This is a genomic window from Streptomyces sp. P6-2-1 (genome assembly GCF_050613165.1).
Classification (GTDB): Bacteria; Actinomycetota; Actinomycetes; order Streptomycetales; family Streptomycetaceae; genus Streptomyces.
In genome coordinates this window covers 5,555,214-5,573,175 of record NZ_CP192513.1, presented here as the reverse complement: position 1 = coordinate 5,573,175, position 17,962 = coordinate 5,555,214, and the positions used below count along the sequence as shown (strand labels likewise).

General features: G+C 70.3%; 12 protein-coding genes. 2 read left to right on the top strand and 10 right to left on the bottom strand.

Annotation, left to right across the window (positions count from 1 at the left end):
- Window positions 1–83 precede the first annotated feature (83 nt).
- The 5 genes from ACQYWQ_RS23695 to ACQYWQ_RS23675 all read right to left on the bottom strand — a co-directional run bounded on the left by ACQYWQ_RS23695 (window position 84) and on the right by ACQYWQ_RS23675 (window position 3,973).
- Window positions 84–674, bottom strand: a complete 591-nt coding sequence (locus tag ACQYWQ_RS23695; RefSeq protein ID WP_431037290.1) for a hypothetical protein — start codon at window positions 672–674, stop codon at window positions 84–86.
- A 67-nt stretch (window positions 675–741) separates the two neighbouring features.
- Window positions 742–1,443 (bottom strand): ribonuclease HII, encoded by a 702-nt coding sequence (locus tag ACQYWQ_RS23690; RefSeq protein ID WP_431037289.1) that lies wholly within the window; start codon window positions 1,441–1,443, stop codon window positions 742–744.
- Between the two features lie 70 nt (window positions 1,444–1,513).
- Window positions 1,514–2,488, bottom strand: coding sequence for an ADP-ribosylglycohydrolase family protein (locus ACQYWQ_RS23685; protein WP_431037288.1), 975 nt, complete (start codon window positions 2,486–2,488; stop codon window positions 1,514–1,516).
- Between the two features lie 87 nt (window positions 2,489–2,575).
- Entirely contained in the window at window positions 2,576–3,235 is a 660-nt protein-coding gene (locus ACQYWQ_RS23680; protein ID WP_431037286.1) for a histidine phosphatase family protein, read from the bottom strand.
- 132 nt (window positions 3,236–3,367) lie between these two features.
- Window positions 3,368–3,973, bottom strand: a complete 606-nt coding sequence (locus ACQYWQ_RS23675) for a YdbC family protein (RefSeq protein ID WP_431037285.1) — start codon at window positions 3,971–3,973, stop codon at window positions 3,368–3,370.
- A gap of 165 nt (window positions 3,974–4,138) precedes the next feature.
- Between ACQYWQ_RS23675 and ACQYWQ_RS23670 the strand changes: the two genes are divergently transcribed.
- The gene (locus ACQYWQ_RS23670; RefSeq protein ID WP_431037284.1) at window positions 4,139–4,675 is read left to right on the top strand and encodes a TerD family protein; all 537 of its coding nucleotides are present in this window, start codon (window positions 4,139–4,141) and stop codon (window positions 4,673–4,675) included.
- Window positions 4,676–5,104: 429 nt separating this feature from the next.
- On the opposite strand, the gene ACQYWQ_RS23665 is transcribed toward ACQYWQ_RS23670, so the two are convergent.
- The 3 genes from ACQYWQ_RS23665 to nrdR form a co-directional block, all read right to left on the bottom strand.
- Window positions 5,105–5,431 (bottom strand): integrase, encoded by a 327-nt coding sequence (locus ACQYWQ_RS23665; protein WP_164290434.1) that lies wholly within the window; start codon window positions 5,429–5,431, stop codon window positions 5,105–5,107.
- Between the two features lie 2,387 nt (window positions 5,432–7,818).
- The gene (locus ACQYWQ_RS23660) at window positions 7,819–10,698 is read right to left on the bottom strand and encodes a vitamin B12-dependent ribonucleotide reductase (RefSeq protein WP_431037283.1); all 2,880 of its coding nucleotides are present in this window, start codon (window positions 10,696–10,698) and stop codon (window positions 7,819–7,821) included.
- Window positions 10,699–11,144: 446 nt separating this feature from the next.
- A complete protein-coding gene (gene nrdR / locus ACQYWQ_RS23655; RefSeq protein ID WP_431037282.1) occupies window positions 11,145–11,621 on the bottom strand; it encodes a transcriptional regulator NrdR in 477 nt (158 codons plus the stop codon).
- A gap of 794 nt (window positions 11,622–12,415) precedes the next feature.
- On the opposite strand from nrdR, the gene lexA reads away from it, so the two are divergent.
- On the top strand, window positions 12,416–13,204 hold the full coding sequence (lexA, locus tag ACQYWQ_RS23650; RefSeq protein ID WP_431037280.1) for a transcriptional repressor LexA: 789 nt from the start codon (window positions 12,416–12,418) through the stop codon (window positions 13,202–13,204).
- 411 nt (window positions 13,205–13,615) lie between these two features.
- On the opposite strand, the gene ACQYWQ_RS23645 is transcribed toward lexA, so the two are convergent.
- Together ACQYWQ_RS23645 and ACQYWQ_RS23640 are read right to left on the bottom strand one after the other, a co-directional pair.
- Window positions 13,616–15,664, bottom strand: coding sequence for an ATP-dependent DNA helicase (locus tag ACQYWQ_RS23645; RefSeq protein ID WP_431037279.1), 2,049 nt, complete (start codon window positions 15,662–15,664; stop codon window positions 13,616–13,618).
- A 12-nt stretch (window positions 15,665–15,676) separates the two neighbouring features.
- Window positions 15,677–17,851, bottom strand: coding sequence for an IucA/IucC family protein (locus ACQYWQ_RS23640; RefSeq protein ID WP_431037278.1), 2,175 nt, complete (start codon window positions 17,849–17,851; stop codon window positions 15,677–15,679).
- Window positions 17,852–17,962 lie beyond the last annotated feature (111 nt).

The window sequence follows — 17,962 nt, the reverse complement described above, 5'->3', positions numbered from 1 at the left end:
ACGGGCCTTGCGGCCGACCCGGCGGCACCGGTGATCGGCTCCGCTCCGCCCGGCCGGTGCCGGCCGGGCGGGGGCGGTGTCGGTCAGACGCCCGCGCCCAGCACCGCGTTGACGCGTTGCGGGTCACCGCAGACGATCAGCAGGGTGTTCGCGCGCTCGCGGGCGAGGGGCAGGATCGTGGCGACGGCGCTGTCCGTGCCACCGTTGAGAGCCACCACGACGACCGGGCGCGAGGCGAGACGAGCCGCGTGCGCGAGGTCGGCATAGAAGACGTCGTCACCGGCCTCGTGCTGGGCCCAGTAGGCGGCCTCGCCGAAGGACAGCTCGTGGGTGGTCCACGGGTGGGCTTCGCCGGTGGTCAGCACCAGGACCTCGCCGGGCGCGCGGCCCGAGTCGAGGAGCAGGTCGACGGCCTCTTCCGCGGCGTCGAGCGCGCCGTCGGCAGGGGCGGGAATGAGCTGGATCTGCGTGGCGACCGGAGCCTGTGGCTTCGGCTGCTTCTCGCGCTGGGCGGGAGCCGGGCGCGGGGGCCCCGGACGACCGGGGCGAGGCGGCGCCACAGGACGCGGGCCGGGTACGGGGCGGGGGGTCTGGGCGCTGCGGCCTGCGGCCGGAGTCGCGCGGGGACCCTGGGCACTCTCGGGAATCTGAGGCTCCTCGGGACTGAGAGGCATGACATGACTGGTGGGCTGGTCGCCGGGGTCCGTCCCGGCGATGCTGCCCGTACGGGCGATCGGAGAATCAGAAGTCGAAACCGAGCTGTCCTTCGATCGCCGCAGGGCTCCCGTCCGTCCGGGCGCGCACCTTCTTCAGATGCCGCCATTGGGGCATCGCGTCGAGGTACGACCAGGAAAGCCGGTGGTACGGGGTCGGACCCCGTTCCGCCAGGGCCGTCTTGTGCGCCGGCGAAGGGTATCCGGCGTTGGCGGCGAAGGCGAAGTCTTCGTGTTGAGCCCCGAGTTCGGCCATCAGGCGGTCACGGGCGACCTTGGCGAGGACGGACGCCGCAGCGACCGACACGCAGGACTGGTCCCCCTTGATCACCGTGCGGACGTTCCACGGTGCTCCGAGGTAGTCGTGGTTGCCGTCGAGAATCACCCAGTCGGGACGTACCGGGAGTCCGTCGAGCGCCCGTATGGCGGCGAGCCGCAGGGCGGCCGTCATACCGAGCTCGTCGATCTCCTCCGGCGAGGCGTGACCGAGGGAGTGAGCGGTGACCCATTGCTCCAGCTCCACGACGAGAGCGGCACGTCGTTTGGGAGTGAGGAGTTTGGAGTCGGTCAGCCCCTCGGGTGGTCGCCGCAACCCGGTGACCGCGGCGCAGACCGAGACAGGCCCGGCCCAGGCCCCACGTCCCACTTCGTCGATGCCTGCCACGACCTTGGCTCCAGTCGTGGCACGGAGCGAGCGCTCAACGCTGTGGGTGGGTGCTTCGTACGGCATAGCGGGTGACAGCGTACGCGCCCTTCATCCGGTGCGACACCCCGGCTCCCCTCTGCTGCCGTAATGAGACCTACCGGAGACCTGGGCCTGGCGCCGAAGGCCGTTCGGCGTCATTTTCGTGGGCGAGTTCGGCCCAGGCCGGGAGGGATTCGGTCCGCTCGCGCCAGGCGGGCGGCGGCGCGCCCGCGGGGCTCGCCGCGACGATCCCGCCGACGATGGCGCAGGTCGTGTCGATATCGCCGCCCGCACGGGCGGTCGTCCAGAAGGCTCGCTCGAAGTCGCCGAGCGAGCGAGCAGCGGACCAGATGGTGAAGGGCACCGTGTCCTGGGCCGTCGTACGGCGCCCGCAGCCCAGGACAGCGGCGACCGTGGCGACGTCGTCGTAGTCGAGCATCGAGGCGGCGCGTCGGAGTCCGAGTTCCACGGCGCCGCGCGGTACAAGCGCGAGGACGGAATCGAGCAGCGCGCCGGGCTCCGGCGAGGTCGGTCCCGCGGCCGCGACGAGGGCGGCCGTCACGGAAACGGCCACCGCCCCGGCGATGCCCTCGGGGTGCCGATGCGTGGGACGTGCCGAGAGGACGGCCTGACGTGCGGCTTCCTTGGGGTCGTCGGCGTACCAGGCTCCGAGCGGGGCGACGCGCATGGCAGCGCCGTTGCCCCAGGACCCTTGCCCCTGGAAGAGCCCGGCGGAGAGTTCTTTCCAGTCACCCCCTTCACGCACGAGGCGGAGGAGCCGGTTGACGCCGGGGCCGTAGCCGCGGTCGAAATCGTGGTGGTGGGCGAAGGAGTGGGCGAGAACGTCCTCGTCGATCCGCCCGTCGGTAGCCAGAACGGTCACGACCGAACTGGCCATCTCGGTATCGTCCGTCCACTGCCAGCGGCCTGGAGGCAGCTGTCCTGTTGTGAGGTGGGGACGGTTCCGTGGCACGAAGAACTGCGAGCCGAGTGCATCGCCGACGCGGAGCCCGGCGAGGCTCGCGCGGGCGCGGGCGAGACGTGCGGGGGTGGAGGAGGAATCGGGAGAAGAGGTCTGTTCGGCGGTCATGGCCGCATCACTCTATCCAGCGACGGCACGTACGCCGACTGAGAAAAGGATTCCTCTTGTCCAACGGCACGCATGGTTCCGCGAGGTTCAGCTGGTCACGCCGTACGGCTCCGGCTCGCGCCATTGAGCGAAGGGACGGTCCAGGTGATAGCGACCGTCCGGGCCGAGTTCGAGACAACGCGTCTCGCCGTTATCCGGGTTGGAGAGCGACTCGAATTCGGCCACCGTCCAGTGGAACCAGCGCATGCAGAAAAGCCGCATGGTCAGCCCGTGGGTGACAAGGAGCACGTTCGGGGGGTGGTCCGGGGCCTCGAAACTACGGAAGAGACTCTCCAGAAAAGCGCCGACCCTGTCGTACACGTCCGCGCCGGATTCACCCTGCGCGAAGCGGTAGAAGAAGTGCCCGTAGGCGTCGCGGTATGCCTTCTGGAGACGCACGTCGTCACGGTCCTGCCAATTTCCCCAGTCCTGCTCCCGCAGCCGCGGCTCCTCGCGGACCCGGACGCGGTCGGGGTCGAGGTGGAAGAGCCGCAAGGTCTCGTGGGTCCTGCGGTACGGGGAGACATAAACGCTGACGCGTTCGTCGCCGAAGAGCGTGCGCAGCCTGTCCCCCGCAGCAAGGGCCTGGGCGCGCCCGGCCGCAGTCAGACACAGGGCGTGGTCGGGCTCGCGCTCGTACACGCTGTCGTCGGCGTTGCCGTCGGATTCACCGTGCCGGACCAGAACGATGCGTCGTGGTCGTGCCATGTCCTCCAGCCTAGGACGCGGTCCACAGGGAGGTGCGGCGGGGCGGGCTCCATCCGGAGCAGCAGCTGCGGCGGCCGCCCGGGGCGGCGGCTGTCGCGGCGCTCCGGGATGCGGGCGAGGACGCGGGCCGGGTCAGACGGTCCAGGAAGGTTCCAGTTCGACTACGGCGCCGTCCAGACTGAGGACGTCTTCCTCCGCCTCGGCCCGCGCCGAAAGCCGGTGCAGGCCTTCTGGCCGGTATTTGCCTCGTTCGGCAGTGGACTGCCACATGGAGAGCACGAGGAATTCGCTGCCGGGAGCCTCCGCGAAGAAGCCGCGGACCATCCCGGGCGAGCCGGCCATCGCCGGGTTCCAGATGCGGCGCTGCGCAAGGGTGAAGTGCTCGACGCGCTCGGAGCGTACGCGGGTGTGGGCGATCCGGACGAGATCCACGTCGTGGAAGAGCGGCTCGAATCCCGTCTTCACGTCGAAGCGGTGGTCGAAGAGCGTGGTGCGCACGTCCGTGCAACTGCCCGCCTGGGCGGCGGCGAGCCGGTCGTGGGTACGGGCCATGAAGGAGTCGTAGAAGGCCCTGCTCTCCCAGAAACCGAAGATGTGAGCCTGCCCCGGTTCTTCGCGACTCCACCCTCCCGCCTGTCCCCTGAATCCTCGTACGTCGGCGAGTTCCGCCCATCGCCGCTGACCTCGATCGAACCGGCTCCGGTCGGCGACCTCGCAGCGAATCCACTTGAACAGCACCGCGCCATCGTACGGCGGCGGGACGGGTACCGGTCATCCTGCACCACGGCTCCGACACTCGTTCGGTTCCCGTGCCACCATGAAGAACGAGCATGATATGCCGCCTGCCTGACAAGACGTCAGTCACGCGGTCGCACGATGCGTCCCAAGCGAAGGGAAAGCCCAATGGAGAGCTTGAGCAAGGGTCTCGCGAAAGTCGAGGTCGCTCTCAAATGGGATCCGAGCCCGCCCGGTGCACCCGACATGGACCTGGATCTCGTCGCGGCGGTATTCACCCTGGACGACCCGCACGGCACGCCGGCCTACGCCGTTTACTTCGATCACCGTGCTCCGGACGGCACCATCACCCTCAACCGCGACAGCCGTACGGGCCAGGGCCTGGGTTTCGACGAAATCATGGTCCTGGAGCTGAACCGGCTCTCCGAGGCGTACGGCAGGGTGGCCGTCGGCGTGGTGATCCAGCAGAACGGCGGACACCGCACCTTCGCCGACGTCCACCAGCCCGGCCTGCGGCTGCGCGAGGGTTACGACGAGTTGGGGACGGTCGACTTCGCGGGCCTGGCGGGCGCCACCGGCGCGGTGGTGGCCGAGTTCCAGCGAGGGGACGAGGGCACGTGGGGGTACGTGCCGACAGTGCGGGGGTACGACACCGAGCTGCCCGACTTCCTGGAACGACTGCGCGGCAAGCCCGAAGCCGGCTGATCCGGCGGGGGGCCGGCCCGCCGAGGAAGGATGTCGCACGAGGGCAGGGCCCCGCCGGAACCGGGTGACCACGCCGCCGCGCTCGCCCGGCCACCGCAGCCCTCCTTGCGGGCCGCGCCAGCGCGCGGTGCGGGAGCGCTCCCAGTACCTGTAAGGCGATCAAGGACGCGCCATGCCGCTCCCCCCGTTGCCTCCCCCTCTGGCCTATCACCCGTTCGAAGGAGGATTCGAGCGCAGGACCGTTTCGGCGGATTTCTCACTGGCAGGATTGCTCTCACGAGGCCCGCTGCACCACCGCGGACGTTGAAACCTTCGCCGTGGACATGGTCTCGTGCACCCCGGGAGGAGCCGGCTCGCCGACTCTTCTCCTCCCGGGGTCCTTTGGTCCCGCTCCGTGGTCGTCCCTATGCCGCTGGTGAGCCGACGCTCTCACTCCGGCGGAATCGGTACGGGCACACGACCGAACTTCTCCTGGCACTCCCGCAGCCACGCGTGCCGGGGGTCGGTCACGTACTCCAGGAAGAGCCGCAGCGCGAGCCGGTACGTGCTGATGGTGGAGAGTCCGATGGGACGCTGGGCGGAGCGGAGGTGGGCAGAGAGCAGGTGGTCGAGGAAGGCGTCCGCCTGCCCCGGTTCCCACTCCCAGGGATAGCGGTCGGTGTAGACCGCGAAGCGATAGACGAGGTCGAGTCGGGACTGGACGGTGTACGACGGCAGGGAGCCCGCCCGTTGCTGGCGCGTCCAACCATCCAGCATCGCTTCGAAAACCGGTTGAGCCTGCGGGCTGTGGGCTGCACTTGTCACGACGCGCACAACGCGCGAGAACGGGCGTGGTTACGCCCGGGAAGAGGAGGGACACGCGAAAGGGGACACTGACGGGTGGCGGGCTGACCTGCTGGTACTACAAAGAGGCGGCCAAAGAGCGGGCGCCAAGGGTGCGGGATCGCTCCCCCGCGGACGCTGCGGGTCGCGGGGACGACCGCACCAGGCGGACAACAAGGCAGGCACACGAGCGCGACGCGGCACCGGACCTTCCCCGGTGCGGCGTCCCGGTCGAATCGCAAGCACGCGGCGGGTTCCCCGCCGATGGGGAACCCACCCGGCGGGGAACCCACGCAGCCGGAAACCTACGCGGCCGGAGACCCGCCCGGCCGCGAGGCCCGCGCGCGCAGGGAGCACGGCTCAACCGGCGGCAGGGCTCCCACAGCGCCGCGCATCTTGGAGGGGGACGCCTCTCCAGGGGGACCTTCCTGTTCCGCCTCCCGAGCGGCCTCATACGGTTCAGCGTCGACCGTCAGCGGGCCGCCGGGGAGTGGAGAGGGCGCGGGCTGCCCACAGCACGCCGGGAGGGGGCCGACCCTGCGGAACGGCTCTCTCCCGCGGCCGCGCTTCACGCGCTCGTCAGGCACCTGGCCGTCGTCAGGCACCTGGCCAGGGGTGGCCGAGCTGATCGGCCAACGTCTTCGAGCCGCCGCACGTCTCGGCGGTCTCGCGCGGGTCTTCACCGGTGAGACGCGCCTCAAGGCCCTCTGCCTGGGCATCGGGTTCGTCTTTTGAGACCGAAAGGATCACCCGGAACTGAAGCCAGGGACGGCCTTCCCTGCGCGAGGGACGGCGGGGGATGGAACAAGAAGACACTGATCCGGTGCGGTTCCCCCCCGCCAAGCCGAGACGGCTTGCAGTGCGCATTCCCAGGTCGTCAGTCGGTCGACACTCCCCCTGAGCCGTTCCTCCGCAAGTCTGGCGACCGTTCGGACCTGCCATTCCCAGCTGTGGTCGGTGGAGACCCGGCGGACTTCCGCGTCGTACTGACCGACGTCGAACCGGAACTCTGGGAGATCGATATCGCCCTTGTCCGGGTTGCGCCAGCCGCTCCGGACAACCTGTTGTGCCTCGCGCCTCACAGTCACGTAGACAGCGCCGCAGCAATCTTCGGTGCACTCGGCCTCGGCAAGCCGTACCCCGTGCGGAGCGTCTGTCGCGTGAAGCGGCGCGCTGGGCCCCAGCAGATACCGGGGGTCGTCTGCCGGCCCTTCACCGAACACGTCGGCCGGGATGTCTCGTCCGTTGACGATCGGACGGCATTGCACGCTGCCATGCCGGCTTCCCGGCGACGGCACGACGATACGGTGCGACAGCGCATACGGTTCTGCGGCCAATGGCTGATGGTCTCGGGGCCGGGGGAAGTTGTCCTGCGTATTCCTTGGTGGAAAGAGCGTGCGACTCCGCATTGAACGCTCTTACCCACATGGCTGGAGGCCGCACGGCGTGGCGTGGCGTGGAGCGGCTGAGCGCTCGGTCCAGGAAGCCCTGCCGAAGTCCGACCTGCGGAGGGAGGGCGGCGAGGCCACTGTCCAGCCAGGCGGGGCGGTCGAGTTCCTCGTGTCACGGCCCGAGAGCGCGCTGAGGCGAGGGACGCCGCAGGAACCTTTGGCTGAGCCCGATCGGTGCGGCCAGGCGCCGGTGCCGATCCCGCACGTGTGGAACGCGGTCCATCCCACAACAGCACACGCATACGAGGGCGCCGCCGGTCGGCGCCCTCTGACCCACGAGGCCCCGGCATGGCTCGACGCTGACGTTGGCGGCATCACGCCGCCCAGGGCCAACTCCGTATGCCAGGCCCAGCGATGTCGCGCGATGCCGAGGGGCCGCGCTGTGCGTTCCGCCAGTGCCACCGGGAGCAGCACCCGGCCGCATCCGCTGGCTGATCGGATCTGGGACTCGGCCACTGGACCTACCCCCGACGCGCGGTGCCCCAGCTGCGTTCTCACCGCCTGCCTTCCGTTGCTGCTGTCCGCCCCGACAGACGCATCCGGGCACCGCGACTGCCTTTGCTTTGCGCCCGGTCTGGCCCGCACTGGCCCGCCCCGCCCCGCCCTGGCCCGCTCCAGGCCGCGCATCCGCCGTCCTCGAACCGGGCTTTGAAAGGCGGGCCCATGCGGTCCGGCATGCCCGGGGAGCCGCCGGTGCAGGCTCGGGATGCGCGGCCTCTGTCGTCCGCCGGCACCTGATCGGGCCAGGCCCGATCAGGCAAGAGGAACGACGAGAGGGACCGGCCCTTGGCCGGTCCCTCTCGTGAGCCGCTAGTCAGCTAGCCGCGCGGAGTGCGTCGGGTGTGGCATCCAACGCCACTCCGCCCGGGATCAGCTGCACCCGCTCGTCGAGCCACAGCCCTCGCAGATGTAGCAGGAACCGGCGCGCTGCATCTTCGTACCGCAGGAGAGGCAGAGCGGGGCGTCGGCACTGATGCCGAGCTGCATCTCGACCAGTTCGGCGGAGGTGTGGGCCTCGCGCGGAGCCGGTGTGGCGGCCTCGTCGGTGCCGGCCACGACCGTCGTCGCCTGGACCGGGGCGGACTCGGCGAGCGCCTCGGTGTCGGACTCCTCCTCGGCCGGTTCGTAGGAGCCGGTGTCGAGGTGACGCTGGCGCTCCTCGGCGGAGTGGATACCGAGGGCGGAGCGGGTCTCGAAGGGCAGGAAGTCCAGGGCCAGGCGCCGGAAGATGTAGTCGACGATGGACTGCGCGAGGCGGACATCCGGGTCGTCGGTCATACCGGCCGGCTCGAAGCGCATGTTGGTGAACTTCGAGACGTACGTCTCCAGGGGAACGCCGTACTGGAGGCCCACGGAGACGGCGATGGAGAAGGCGTCCATCATGCCCGCGAGGGTCGAGCCCTGCTTGGACATCTTGAGGAAGACCTCGCCGAGGCCGTCATCGGGGTAGGAGTTGGCGGTCATGTACCCCTCGGCGCCGCCCACCGTGAAGGAGGTGGTGATGCCGGGACGGCCCTTGGGGAGGCGCTTGCGCACCGGGCGGTACTCGACGACCTTCTCGACCGCCGCGCGGATGGTCTCCTCGGACTTCTCGGTGATCTCGGCCTGCTTCTCCTCCTTCTTCTTGGCGGAGAGGGGCTGGCCGACCTTGCAGTTGTCGCGGTAGATCGCGAGAGCCTTGATGCCGAGCTTCCAGGCCTCGAAGTAGATCTCCTCGACCTCTTCGACGGTCGCCGACTCGGGCATGTTCACCGTCTTGGAGATGGCGCCGGAGATCCAGGGCTGGATCGCGGCCATCATCCGGACGTGGCCCATCGGGGAAATCGCGCGGTCGCCCATCGCGCAGTCGAAGACCTCGTAGTGCTCGGTCTTGAGGGCGGGGGCGTCGACGACGTTCCCGTTCTCGGCGATGTGCGCGACGATCGCCTCGATCTGCTCCTCCTGGTAGCCCAGGCGGCGCAGGGCCTGCGGGACCGTGCCGTTGACGATCTGCATCGAGCCGCCGCCGACGAGCTTCTTGAACTTGACCAGGGCGAGGTCGGGCTCGACACCGGTGGTGTCGCAGGACATCGCGAGGCCGATGGTGCCGGTGGGGGCGAGCACGCTCGCCTGGGCGTTGCGGAAACCGTTCTTCTCGCCGACGCGCAGGACGTCCTGCCAGGCTTCGGTGGCCGCGGCCCAGACCGGGGTGTCGAGGTCGTCCATCCGGACGGCGGCACCGTTGGCGTCGGCGTGCTGCTTCATGACGCGCTTGTGGGCTGTGGCGTTGCGGGCGTAGCCCTCGTACGGGCCGACGACGGCGGCGAGTTCGGCGGAGCGGCGGTAGGCCGTGCCGGTCATGAGCGAGGTGATGGCTCCGGCGAGCGCGCGGCCGCCCTCGGAGTCGTAGGCGTGGCCCGTCGCCATGAGGAGGGCGCCCAGGTTGGCGTAGCCGATGCCGAGCTGACGGAAGGCGCGGGTGTTCTCGCCGATCTTCTCGGTGGGGAAGTCGGCGAAGCAGATCGAGATGTCCATCGCGGTGATGACCAGCTCGACGAGCTTGGCGAAGCGCTCCACCTCGAAGGACTGATTGCCCTTGCCGTCGTCCTTGAGGAACTTCATGAGGTTGAGCGAGGCCAGGTTGCACGAGGTGTTGTCCAGGTGCATGTACTCGCTGCACGGGTTCGAGCCGTTGATACGGCCGGACTCGGGGCAGGTGTGCCAGTTGTTGATGGTGTCGTCGTACTGGATGCCGGGGTCGGCGCAGGCCCAGGCGGCTTCGGCCATCTTCCGGAAGAGGCTCTTCGCCTCGACCTCTTCGATGACCTCGCCGGTGAGGCGGGAGCGCAGCCCGAACTTGCCCGCAGTCTCGACGGCCGTCATGAACTCGTCGTTGACACGGACGGAGTTGTTGGCGTTCTGGTACTGGACGGACGTGATGTCGTCACCGCCCAGGTCCATGTCGAAGCCCGCGTCGCGCAGGGCGCGGATCTTCTCCTCCTCCTTGACCTTGGTCTCGATGAAGTTCTCCACGTCCGGGTGGTCGACATCGAGGATGACCATCTTGGCCGCGCGACGCGTGGCGCCGCCGGACTTGATGGTGCCGGCCGAGGCGTCGGCACCGCGCATGAAGGAGACGGGGCCCGAGGCGTTGCCGCCGGAGGTGAGCAGCTCCTTGGAGGAGCGGATGCGGGAGAGGTTGAGACCGGCGCCCGAACCGCCCTTGAAGATCATCCCCTCTTCCTTGTACCAGTTCAGGATCGACTCCATCGAGTCGTCCACGGAGAGGATGAAGCAGGCGGAGACCTGCTGCGGCTGCGGGGTGCCGACGTTGAACCAGACCGGGGAGTTGAAGCTGAAGATCTGGTGGAGGAGCGCGTAGGCGAGTTCGTGCTCGAAGATCTCGGCGTCCGCGGGGGAGGCGAAGTAGTGGTTCTCCTCGCCGGACTTCCGGTAGGTCTTCACGATGCGGTCGATGAGCTGCTTGAGCCCGGTCTCGCGCTGCGGGGTACCGAGGGCACCCCGGAAGTACTTGCTGGTGACGATGTTGACCGCGTTGACCGACCAGAAGTCGGGAAACTCGACGCCACGCTGTTCGAAGTTGATCGAACCGTCACGCCAGTTGGTCATGACGACGTCACGCAGCTCCCAGTTCACCTCGTCGTAGGGGTGAACCCCAGGCGTGGTGTGGATGCGCTCGACCTTGAGCCCCTTGCCCGCCTTCGCGTTCTTGCGGGTCCCGCGTGCCGGACCACTCGCCGTCTCTGTCATGCCGCCTCCTCGTACCAGGCTTCAACGCCTCGTAGCGCCTCAGACTTCCGTCCTGGCGCGGTTTTTCTCCGCTTTCCCCGGAGCCTCCCGGGGAACATGAGCCCCATACGTCGTCCGCCGCAGGGACGACGGGCGCGGGCTCGACCTGGTACGGAGCGCCGGTGGAACGCTCCGCACCACTTCCCGGGCTACTTCGCTCGCCCGGGCCCCCGCTTTCGTGTCTCTCCGTGCGTGACGCCCTCCGTTCGGAGACTCGGCGCACGCATGACCGCGCCCCGTCACCAGGGGCGCGAACCGACGAAGAGTGACCACTCAAAGAACAGAATTGATCACACAGGGTGATAAATGAAGTGTCGGCGCGGTCCGCGCGGGTGCGTGACACATCCCGCCCGTCCCGCTCCAGCACTCCTGCTACGCCGCAGGCGGGCCGCCGCTCGCTCGTGCGCTCACTCGCGCGCGCCCGCCGGGGTGGGCACCTCGGGGTGCACACGCAGTTCGGCGATGGCCGTCTCGAAGTCCTCCAGCGAGTCGAACGCCCGGTACACGGACGCGAACCGCAGGTAGGCGACAAGGTCCAGCTCCTGGAGCGGACCCAGTATGGCGAGACCGACGTCGTGGGTGCTCAGCTCGGCGTTGCCCGTCGCCCTCAGCGCTTCTTCGACCCGTTGACCGAGCAGGGCCAGGGCGTCCTCCGTGACGGGGCGACCCTGGCACGCCTTGCGCACTCCGTTGATCACCTTCGTACGGCTGAAGGGCTCCGTGACACCACTCCGCTTGATCACCATCAGTGAGCAGGACTCAACGGTGGTGAAGCGGCGGGAGCAGTCCGGGCACTGCCGGCGGCGGCGAATGGCCGCCCCGTCGTCAGTGGTCCGACTGTCCACGACCCGACTGTCCGGATGCCTGCAGAAGGGACAGTGCACGGGACTCCCCACCCTCCTAGACGACACGACACTCTGTGCTCACCAGGAACCTGAGCCCCTGGAAGCAGCCCCCAGCATAGGTGATGCCCGAGGCGGCGAAGCACCCGGACCACAAGTTCTAGGTTGCGCCACACAGCTGACCACTAGATCTTGGGACGCAGGGGCCTTGCAGCGAAGGCAAGCATTCCGCGTGTCGCGCGGAGGGGACGGGGCGGGCCGACCGGCGGGGGCGCACCCCGCGGAAGGCACGGGCGGCTTACGGACCACGCTCGACGGACGCGTGGATCCCGCGCGGACGGCCCGCCGCAGGAAACACCACTCGGGGTCGGCACTCGCATCACCGGGGCACACACGGAGTGTGACGCCGAAGGCGCCGCCGAGCGGTCAGAGCGTACGTCGCGCGCGGTGGACGACGAGGCCGGGGGTGCTCCCCGCGCAGGCGGGCGCGGGTGACAAACTGGGGCCGCCCCTTTTCGCACCCGGGAACGTCGCGGACGGGGACAGGAACACCACTCTCGTCAACGCCCCACACCCCAACCCCCACCACCCCTCACGCGTCACGCACTCAGCGCCGCCTCAGGTGTTCGAGTACCGGCCCCGGCGAGAGCCCCGCGCCGGGGTGCCGAGTTCGCGCAATTCCCCTTTACCCACACGAAATAGCCCCGCCTCTATACACCTCAGGCCCCGTTCTCGACAGGTAAGTGCGGGTTTTTCACTCGAACGTGTGTTTGGCGCAACCTTTCGAAAGCCACTACCGTTGTGCAGCCAGGGAGACCATTCGAGAGGGGCCCAATGTGACCACCACAGCCGACAGTGCCACCATCACTGCCCAGGACCGCTCCCAGGGACGATTCCAGCCGGCCCGGGCGCTCGGCAATGAGAGCGCCACACACCAGGAGGGCGGTAAGCCCGCGCGCTCACTCCCTGGACGACCTCCTGGCATCCGGGCGGACAGCACCGGACTGACCGACCGGCAACGACGGGTCATCGAGGTGATCAGGGATTCGGTGCAGCGACGGGGGTACCCGCCGTCGATGCGAGAGATCGGCCAGGCGGTCGGCCTCTCCAGCACCTCTTCCGTCGCACACCAGCTCATGGCCCTCGAACGCAAGGGCTTCCTGCGCCGCGACCCGCACCGCCCCCGCGCCTACGAGGTGCGCGGCTCGGACCAGCCGAGCCCCCAGCCCGCCGACACGACCGGCAAACCCGCCGCCTCCTACGTCCCCCTGGTCGGCCGGATCGCGGCCGGCGGCCCGATCCTCGCCGAGGAGTCCGTCGAGGACGTCTTCCCGCTCCCGCGGCAACTCGTCGGTGACGGCGAGCTGTTCGTCCTCAAGGTGGTCGGCGACTCCATGATCGAGGCGGCCATCTGCGATGGCGACTGGGTCACCGTGCGGCGCCAGCCAGTGGCGGAGAACGGCGACATCGTGGCCGCGATGCTCGACGGTGAAGCGACGGTGAAGCGGTTCAAGCGCGAGGACGGCCACGTCTGGCTGCTCCCGCACAACGCCGCGTACCAGCCCATCCCCGGCGACGAGGCGACCATCCTCGGCAAGGTCGTCGCCGTACTCCGGCGGATCTGACCGGCCGACCCGGCGGCCCGGTACCGCCTCCTTCAGCAGGGCCCTGAGACTCACTGCGCCGGTCTCGGGGCCCGTCGCGCACACAGGCCCGAGGGCCGGAGGCCGCGGCCCATCGTTGTCGCCCGGCCCGAGCAGAGCCGGGAGCCCAAGGGCGCACGGGGACGGGGCAGGCCCGGCCCCAGCCAGTTCGCGGGCCCCCACCCAGTTCACCGGCCCGCCCCGGCTCGCAGGCCCGCCCACAGTTCGGGTCAGGCCCGCCGCAGGCGCGGGCCGAGGGCGCCCGGACACCCGTCTACAGGCGGCGCGAGCCCGTGCGATCGGAGCCCCTGAGTCCCCCGCAGCCACGCCTGCGGTGGACCTCGACGACACCCGCCGGCCGCGCTCTCGCGCCCGGCACGCGCCGTCCCCTCCTCACCCCTCCGCGCCGACCACCACCTGCTCCCCCGACGGAGCCTTGGGCTCCGCGGCCTTCGCGGCCGCCTCCGCCTTCGCCGCCGCGTCGATCGCCGCGAGGGAGCGGCGGACCTGGTTGCGGTCGTTCGTGTACCAGAAGTCGGGGAGCGAGGCCCGCAGGTAGCTGCCGTACCTGGCGGTCGCGAGACGCGGATCGAGGACCGCGACCACACCCTTGTCCCCCGTGGCGCGGACGAGGCGGCCCGCGCCCTGGGCCATCAGCAGGGCCGCGTGCGTCGCCGCGACCGCCATGAAGCCGTTGCCGCCGCTCTGCTCCACCGCCTTCTGCCGCGCGCTCATCAGAGGATCGTCCGGGCGGGGGAAGGGAATGCGGTCCATCACGACGAGCTGGCAGCTCGGCCCCGGCACATCCACGCCCTGCCACAACGACAGCGTCCCGAACAGGCACGTGCGCGGGTCCTCGGCGAAGGCGCGGATCAGCTCGCCGAGCGTCTCCTCGCCCTGGAGAAGTACGGGGACGTCGAGTCGGCTCCGCAGCTCCTCGGCCGCCGCCTGCGCGCCCCGCATCGAGGAGAAGAGCCCCAGCGTGCGGCCACCCGCCGCCTCGACCAGCTCGGTCAGCTCGTCGAACATGTCCGTACGCGTGCCCTCGCGTCCGGGTGGGGACAGGTGGCGCGCCACGTAGAGGATGCCCTGCTTGCGGTACGCGAAGGGCGAGCCGACGTCGATGCCCTTCCAGACCGGCAGCTCGTCCGTCTCCGGGGCCCCCGAGCCGGCCACTCCTTCCGGAGCGAGGCCGAGCGAGGCCCCGACCCCGTTGAAGTCCCCGCCGAGCTTCAGCGTCGCCGAGGTGAGCGTCACGGAACGATCGGCGAAGAGCTTCTCGCGCAGCAGCCCCGAGACCGACAGCGGCGCGACCCGCAGCGAGGCGCCGAAGCGGTCGTGCCGCTCGCACCACAGCACGTCGTACTCGGAGAGCCCGGTCATCCGCTCGGCCACGCCGTGCACGGTCTCCACGGACGCGAGCGCCTGTTTGCGGACCGCGTCCTCGTCCTGCACCGAGCGGTCGCGCGTGTTGCCGATCGCGGTGATCACCTGCCGGGCGGCGTCGCGGAGCGCGGCGAGCGCGTACCCGAGGTCGTCGGGCAGCGCTTCGAGTCGCCCGGGCAGCGCCAGCTCCATGACCCGCTCGAAACCCTCGGCAGCGGCCTGGAAGGCGTCCGCGACCTTCTCGTCGACGAGCTTCGCGGCCCGGCGGGCGGCCCGGTTGACCTGGTTCGGGTTCAGCTCCCCCGTGGCCACGTTCGTGACGCGGCCGACGAGTTCGTGGGCCTCGTCGACGATCAGGACCTCGTGCGAGGGGAGCACGGGGGCGCCCTCGATGGCGTCGATCGCGAGGAGTGCGTGGTTGGTGACGACGACATCGGCGAGCTTGGCGCGCTCGCGCGCCGTCTCGGCGAAGCACTCGGCACCGTAGGCGCAGCGGCTCGCGCCCAGGCACTCGCGCGAGGAGACGGAGACCTGTGCCCAGGCCCGGTCGGAGACTCCGGGGCTCAGGCCGTCGCGGTCACCCGTCTCGGTCTCGTCCGCCCAGTCCCGCAGGCGCAGGAGGTCCTGCCCGAGCTTGCTGGACGGAGCGGCCGCCTCGAACTGGTCGAAGAGCGCCTCCTCCTCGTCCTTCGGCATGCCCTCGTGGAGGCGGTGCAGGCAGAGGTAGTTGGAGCGGCCCTTGAGCATCGCGTACTCGGGGCGGCGGCGCAGCACGGGGTGCAGGGCATCGACCGTACGGGGCAGGTCGCGTTCCACCAGCTGGCGCTGGAGTGCCAGCGTGGCCGTCGCGACCACGACCCGCTCCCCGTGCGCCAGCGCGGGCACCAGGTAGCCGAGCGACTTCCCGGTGCCGGTGCCGGCCTGGACAAGGAGGTGGGAACCGTCGTCGATGGCCGCTTCGACCGCCTCGGCCATGGCCACCTGGCCCGGCCGTTCGGTGCCGCCCACTGCGGCGACAGCGGCGTGCAGGAGCTCGGGGAGTGAGGGCTTCGTCATAGCCCGACCACCCTACGACGCGGCACCGACAGCTCCGTCCGCTCCGTCCACAGGCCCGGTCCGATCATGCGACCACTCCCCGTCGAGCGCTCCCGCTCCGGGCCCGCCCGCTCCCCGCGCGGCGGCACCTCGCCCCCACCCCGCACGTGGCCGGAACGCGCCCGCGTGCAGCGGGTTCACGACCATGCCGTCCACCGCCGCGTGCGGCCGCTCCGCCCGGTCCCTGTAACCGTCGAGGTGGAGGCGGTTGCGGTTGAGACAGAGCCGCTCGATCTCCGGGCCGAGCAGTTCGAACAACTCGAAGCGCTCCTTCAGCTCGGGGAAACGCGCCTGGTACGCGAGGATCTCGGCGCGCACGAGACCCCAGAAATCCTCGTCGGGGACGCCGAGCTGGGTGCGGCACAGCGGGGCCAGATAGCGGAAGACGCCGACGAAGAGACCGGAGTGGATGAACTGCGGGAGGAAGGAAGGGTCTTCCGTCAGCAGGATGTCGCGCACCTCCGCGGGCATGTCGTCGTGCTCGGGCAGCGGTCGCGCACTGAGGTTGACGTCGTCGACGAAGTCCTTGACCGCGAGCCTCGTGGGGATGTCGCGCGCGTCGAAGACGACGATCGCGTTCTCGCCGTGCGGCGAGAAGACCGTGCCGTGGCGGTAGAGGAAGTGCAGGAGCGGCGGCAGCAGGGCGCCGAAGAGGCGGCGCAGCCAGTCGCGCGGTGCCAGGCCGGAGCGCGTGACGAGTTCGGCGACGAAGGCGCGGCCTTCGCGGTCCACGTGCAGGAGCGAGGCGAGGGTCCGCGCGCCTTCGTCCTTGTCGAGGAGAGGCGCGAGCGGTTCGCGCCAGATCGCGCCGAGGAGTTCCTTGTACTGGTAGGGCACCTCGGGCAGCGCGTCGTAGAGCGGGTGCCGCACGGCCACGGAGGCGACCTCGCCGAGCAGGATGACGCGGCACTCCTCGCTCAGGAAGGGGTCGTTGTCGCGTACGGACCGCACCCAGGTGGTGACGGCGGGTGCGGCGACCGTGCGGCGGGTGGGCAGCCCGCGCCAGACGAGCGTGTTGAGGACCGACAGCGGCAGTTTGACCGTGTACCGCTCGGGGTCGTCGAGGTTGAGGAAGGTGCGGATGGACTGCTGCGGCAGACGCTGGGCGCCGTCCGAGGGCAGCGGCACGAGATCCCCGGCGGCGACGCCCGCGGCGTGCAGGGGCAGCACCGTGGTGTCCCACTGCCAGGGGTGCACGGGGAGGTAGAGGTAGTCGGCCGGATCGAGACCGCGCGTGGTTAAGACGGCGTCGAAGGACTCCCTTGCGGCGGGCGTCAGTTCGGCCGCGTAGAGCTGCTCGGGCGTGTCGAGTCCGGGGACGCCGCGATAGGTGGCGAGGTGGGTGCGGACAGCGAGCCACGGGAGGCGGGCCCGGACGCGGCTCTCGGGTGCCCAGCGCGCTGCGTCCGAAGCACCGAAGCCCATGCGGCCCTTGTTGAGGACGATCCAGGGGTGCCCGGTCTGGTGGCCCTCCAGTTGCGCGTACCCGAGGTCGGCGAGGTCCGCGCTGTTCAGGGCGGTGTGGAGAAGGCGTGCGTCGGCGGCGAGCGTCGCGTTCAGCTCGCGCAGCAGGTGGCCGAGCGTCGCGCCGTCGATGCCGAGGACGTGCCGGGCGCGCACGAGGAAGTCGAGCGGGTCCGTGAATGGCTGGGGAGCGGCGGAGACGCGTGCGTCGTCCGTGCTCCCCTCGGCCGGGGTGTCCCCGGTCCCTCCGGTGTCGAGGCGCAGGCTCCCGGGGTCGACCTCCCAGTGGCCGTAGGCGCTGCGGGTGGCGTCGAAGAGGAGAGCGCTCCGCCCCGCCGCCTCCTCCCCGGCCGCCTCGTCACGCGGCGTCTCGTCCCGCGCCGCCTCGTCGTGCGGCGTCCCCTTCGGCCCCCCGAGCGGCAGGCGGTACGCGCGGCTGTGGAAGGGGACATCGGGTGACTCGGGGTCGTCGGGGCGGGGGGCGAAGAGGCCCTCGTACGAGAATTCGGCGACCATTTTGGCGAGGAGCCGCCGACCGGCCTCGCGCCACAGCTCGGGGGTCAGCTCGGCCGGGGCGAAGAGCCCGTGCGCCGGCGGGCCTTCGGGGGCGGTCAGCGGCGGGAGCGCAGGTCCTGCGGGCTCTTCGGGGGATGTCCAGGGACGCGGTGCGGGGAGGTTCTGCACGAAAGACTCCTTCGGTGGCGACCGGTGTGCGGACGTGCGGGGGTACGGCGGGAGGTGCGGGAAACGCGGAAGGACGGCGGCGCGCGCCGACCGCGGCCGTGCCTGCGGTGG

What these genes read in the sequence shown, in the direction of transcription:
- ACQYWQ_RS23660 (WP_431037283.1), bottom strand. Translation starts at nt 10,698, where the DNA reads ATGACAGAGACGGCGAGTGGTCCGGCACGCGGGACCCGCAAGAACGCG.
- ACQYWQ_RS23665 (WP_164290434.1), bottom strand. Translation starts at nt 5,431, where the DNA reads ATGCTGGATGGTTGGACGCGCCAGCAACGGGCGGGCTCCCTGCCGTCG.
- ACQYWQ_RS23670 (WP_431037284.1), top strand. Translation starts at nt 4,139, where the DNA reads ATGGAGAGCTTGAGCAAGGGTCTCGCGAAAGTCGAGGTCGCTCTCAAA.
- ACQYWQ_RS23690 (WP_431037289.1), bottom strand. Translation starts at nt 1,443, where the DNA reads ATGCCGTACGAAGCACCCACCCACAGCGTTGAGCGCTCGCTCCGTGCC.
- ACQYWQ_RS23695 (WP_431037290.1), bottom strand. Translation starts at nt 674, where the DNA reads ATGCCTCTCAGTCCCGAGGAGCCTCAGATTCCCGAGAGTGCCCAGGGT.
- ACQYWQ_RS23680 (WP_431037286.1), bottom strand. Translation starts at nt 3,235, where the DNA reads ATGGCACGACCACGACGCATCGTTCTGGTCCGGCACGGTGAATCCGAC.
- ACQYWQ_RS23685 (WP_431037288.1), bottom strand. Translation starts at nt 2,488, where the DNA reads ATGACCGCCGAACAGACCTCTTCTCCCGATTCCTCCTCCACCCCCGCA.
- ACQYWQ_RS23645 (WP_431037279.1), bottom strand. Translation starts at nt 15,664, where the DNA reads ATGACGAAGCCCTCACTCCCCGAGCTCCTGCACGCCGCTGTCGCCGCA.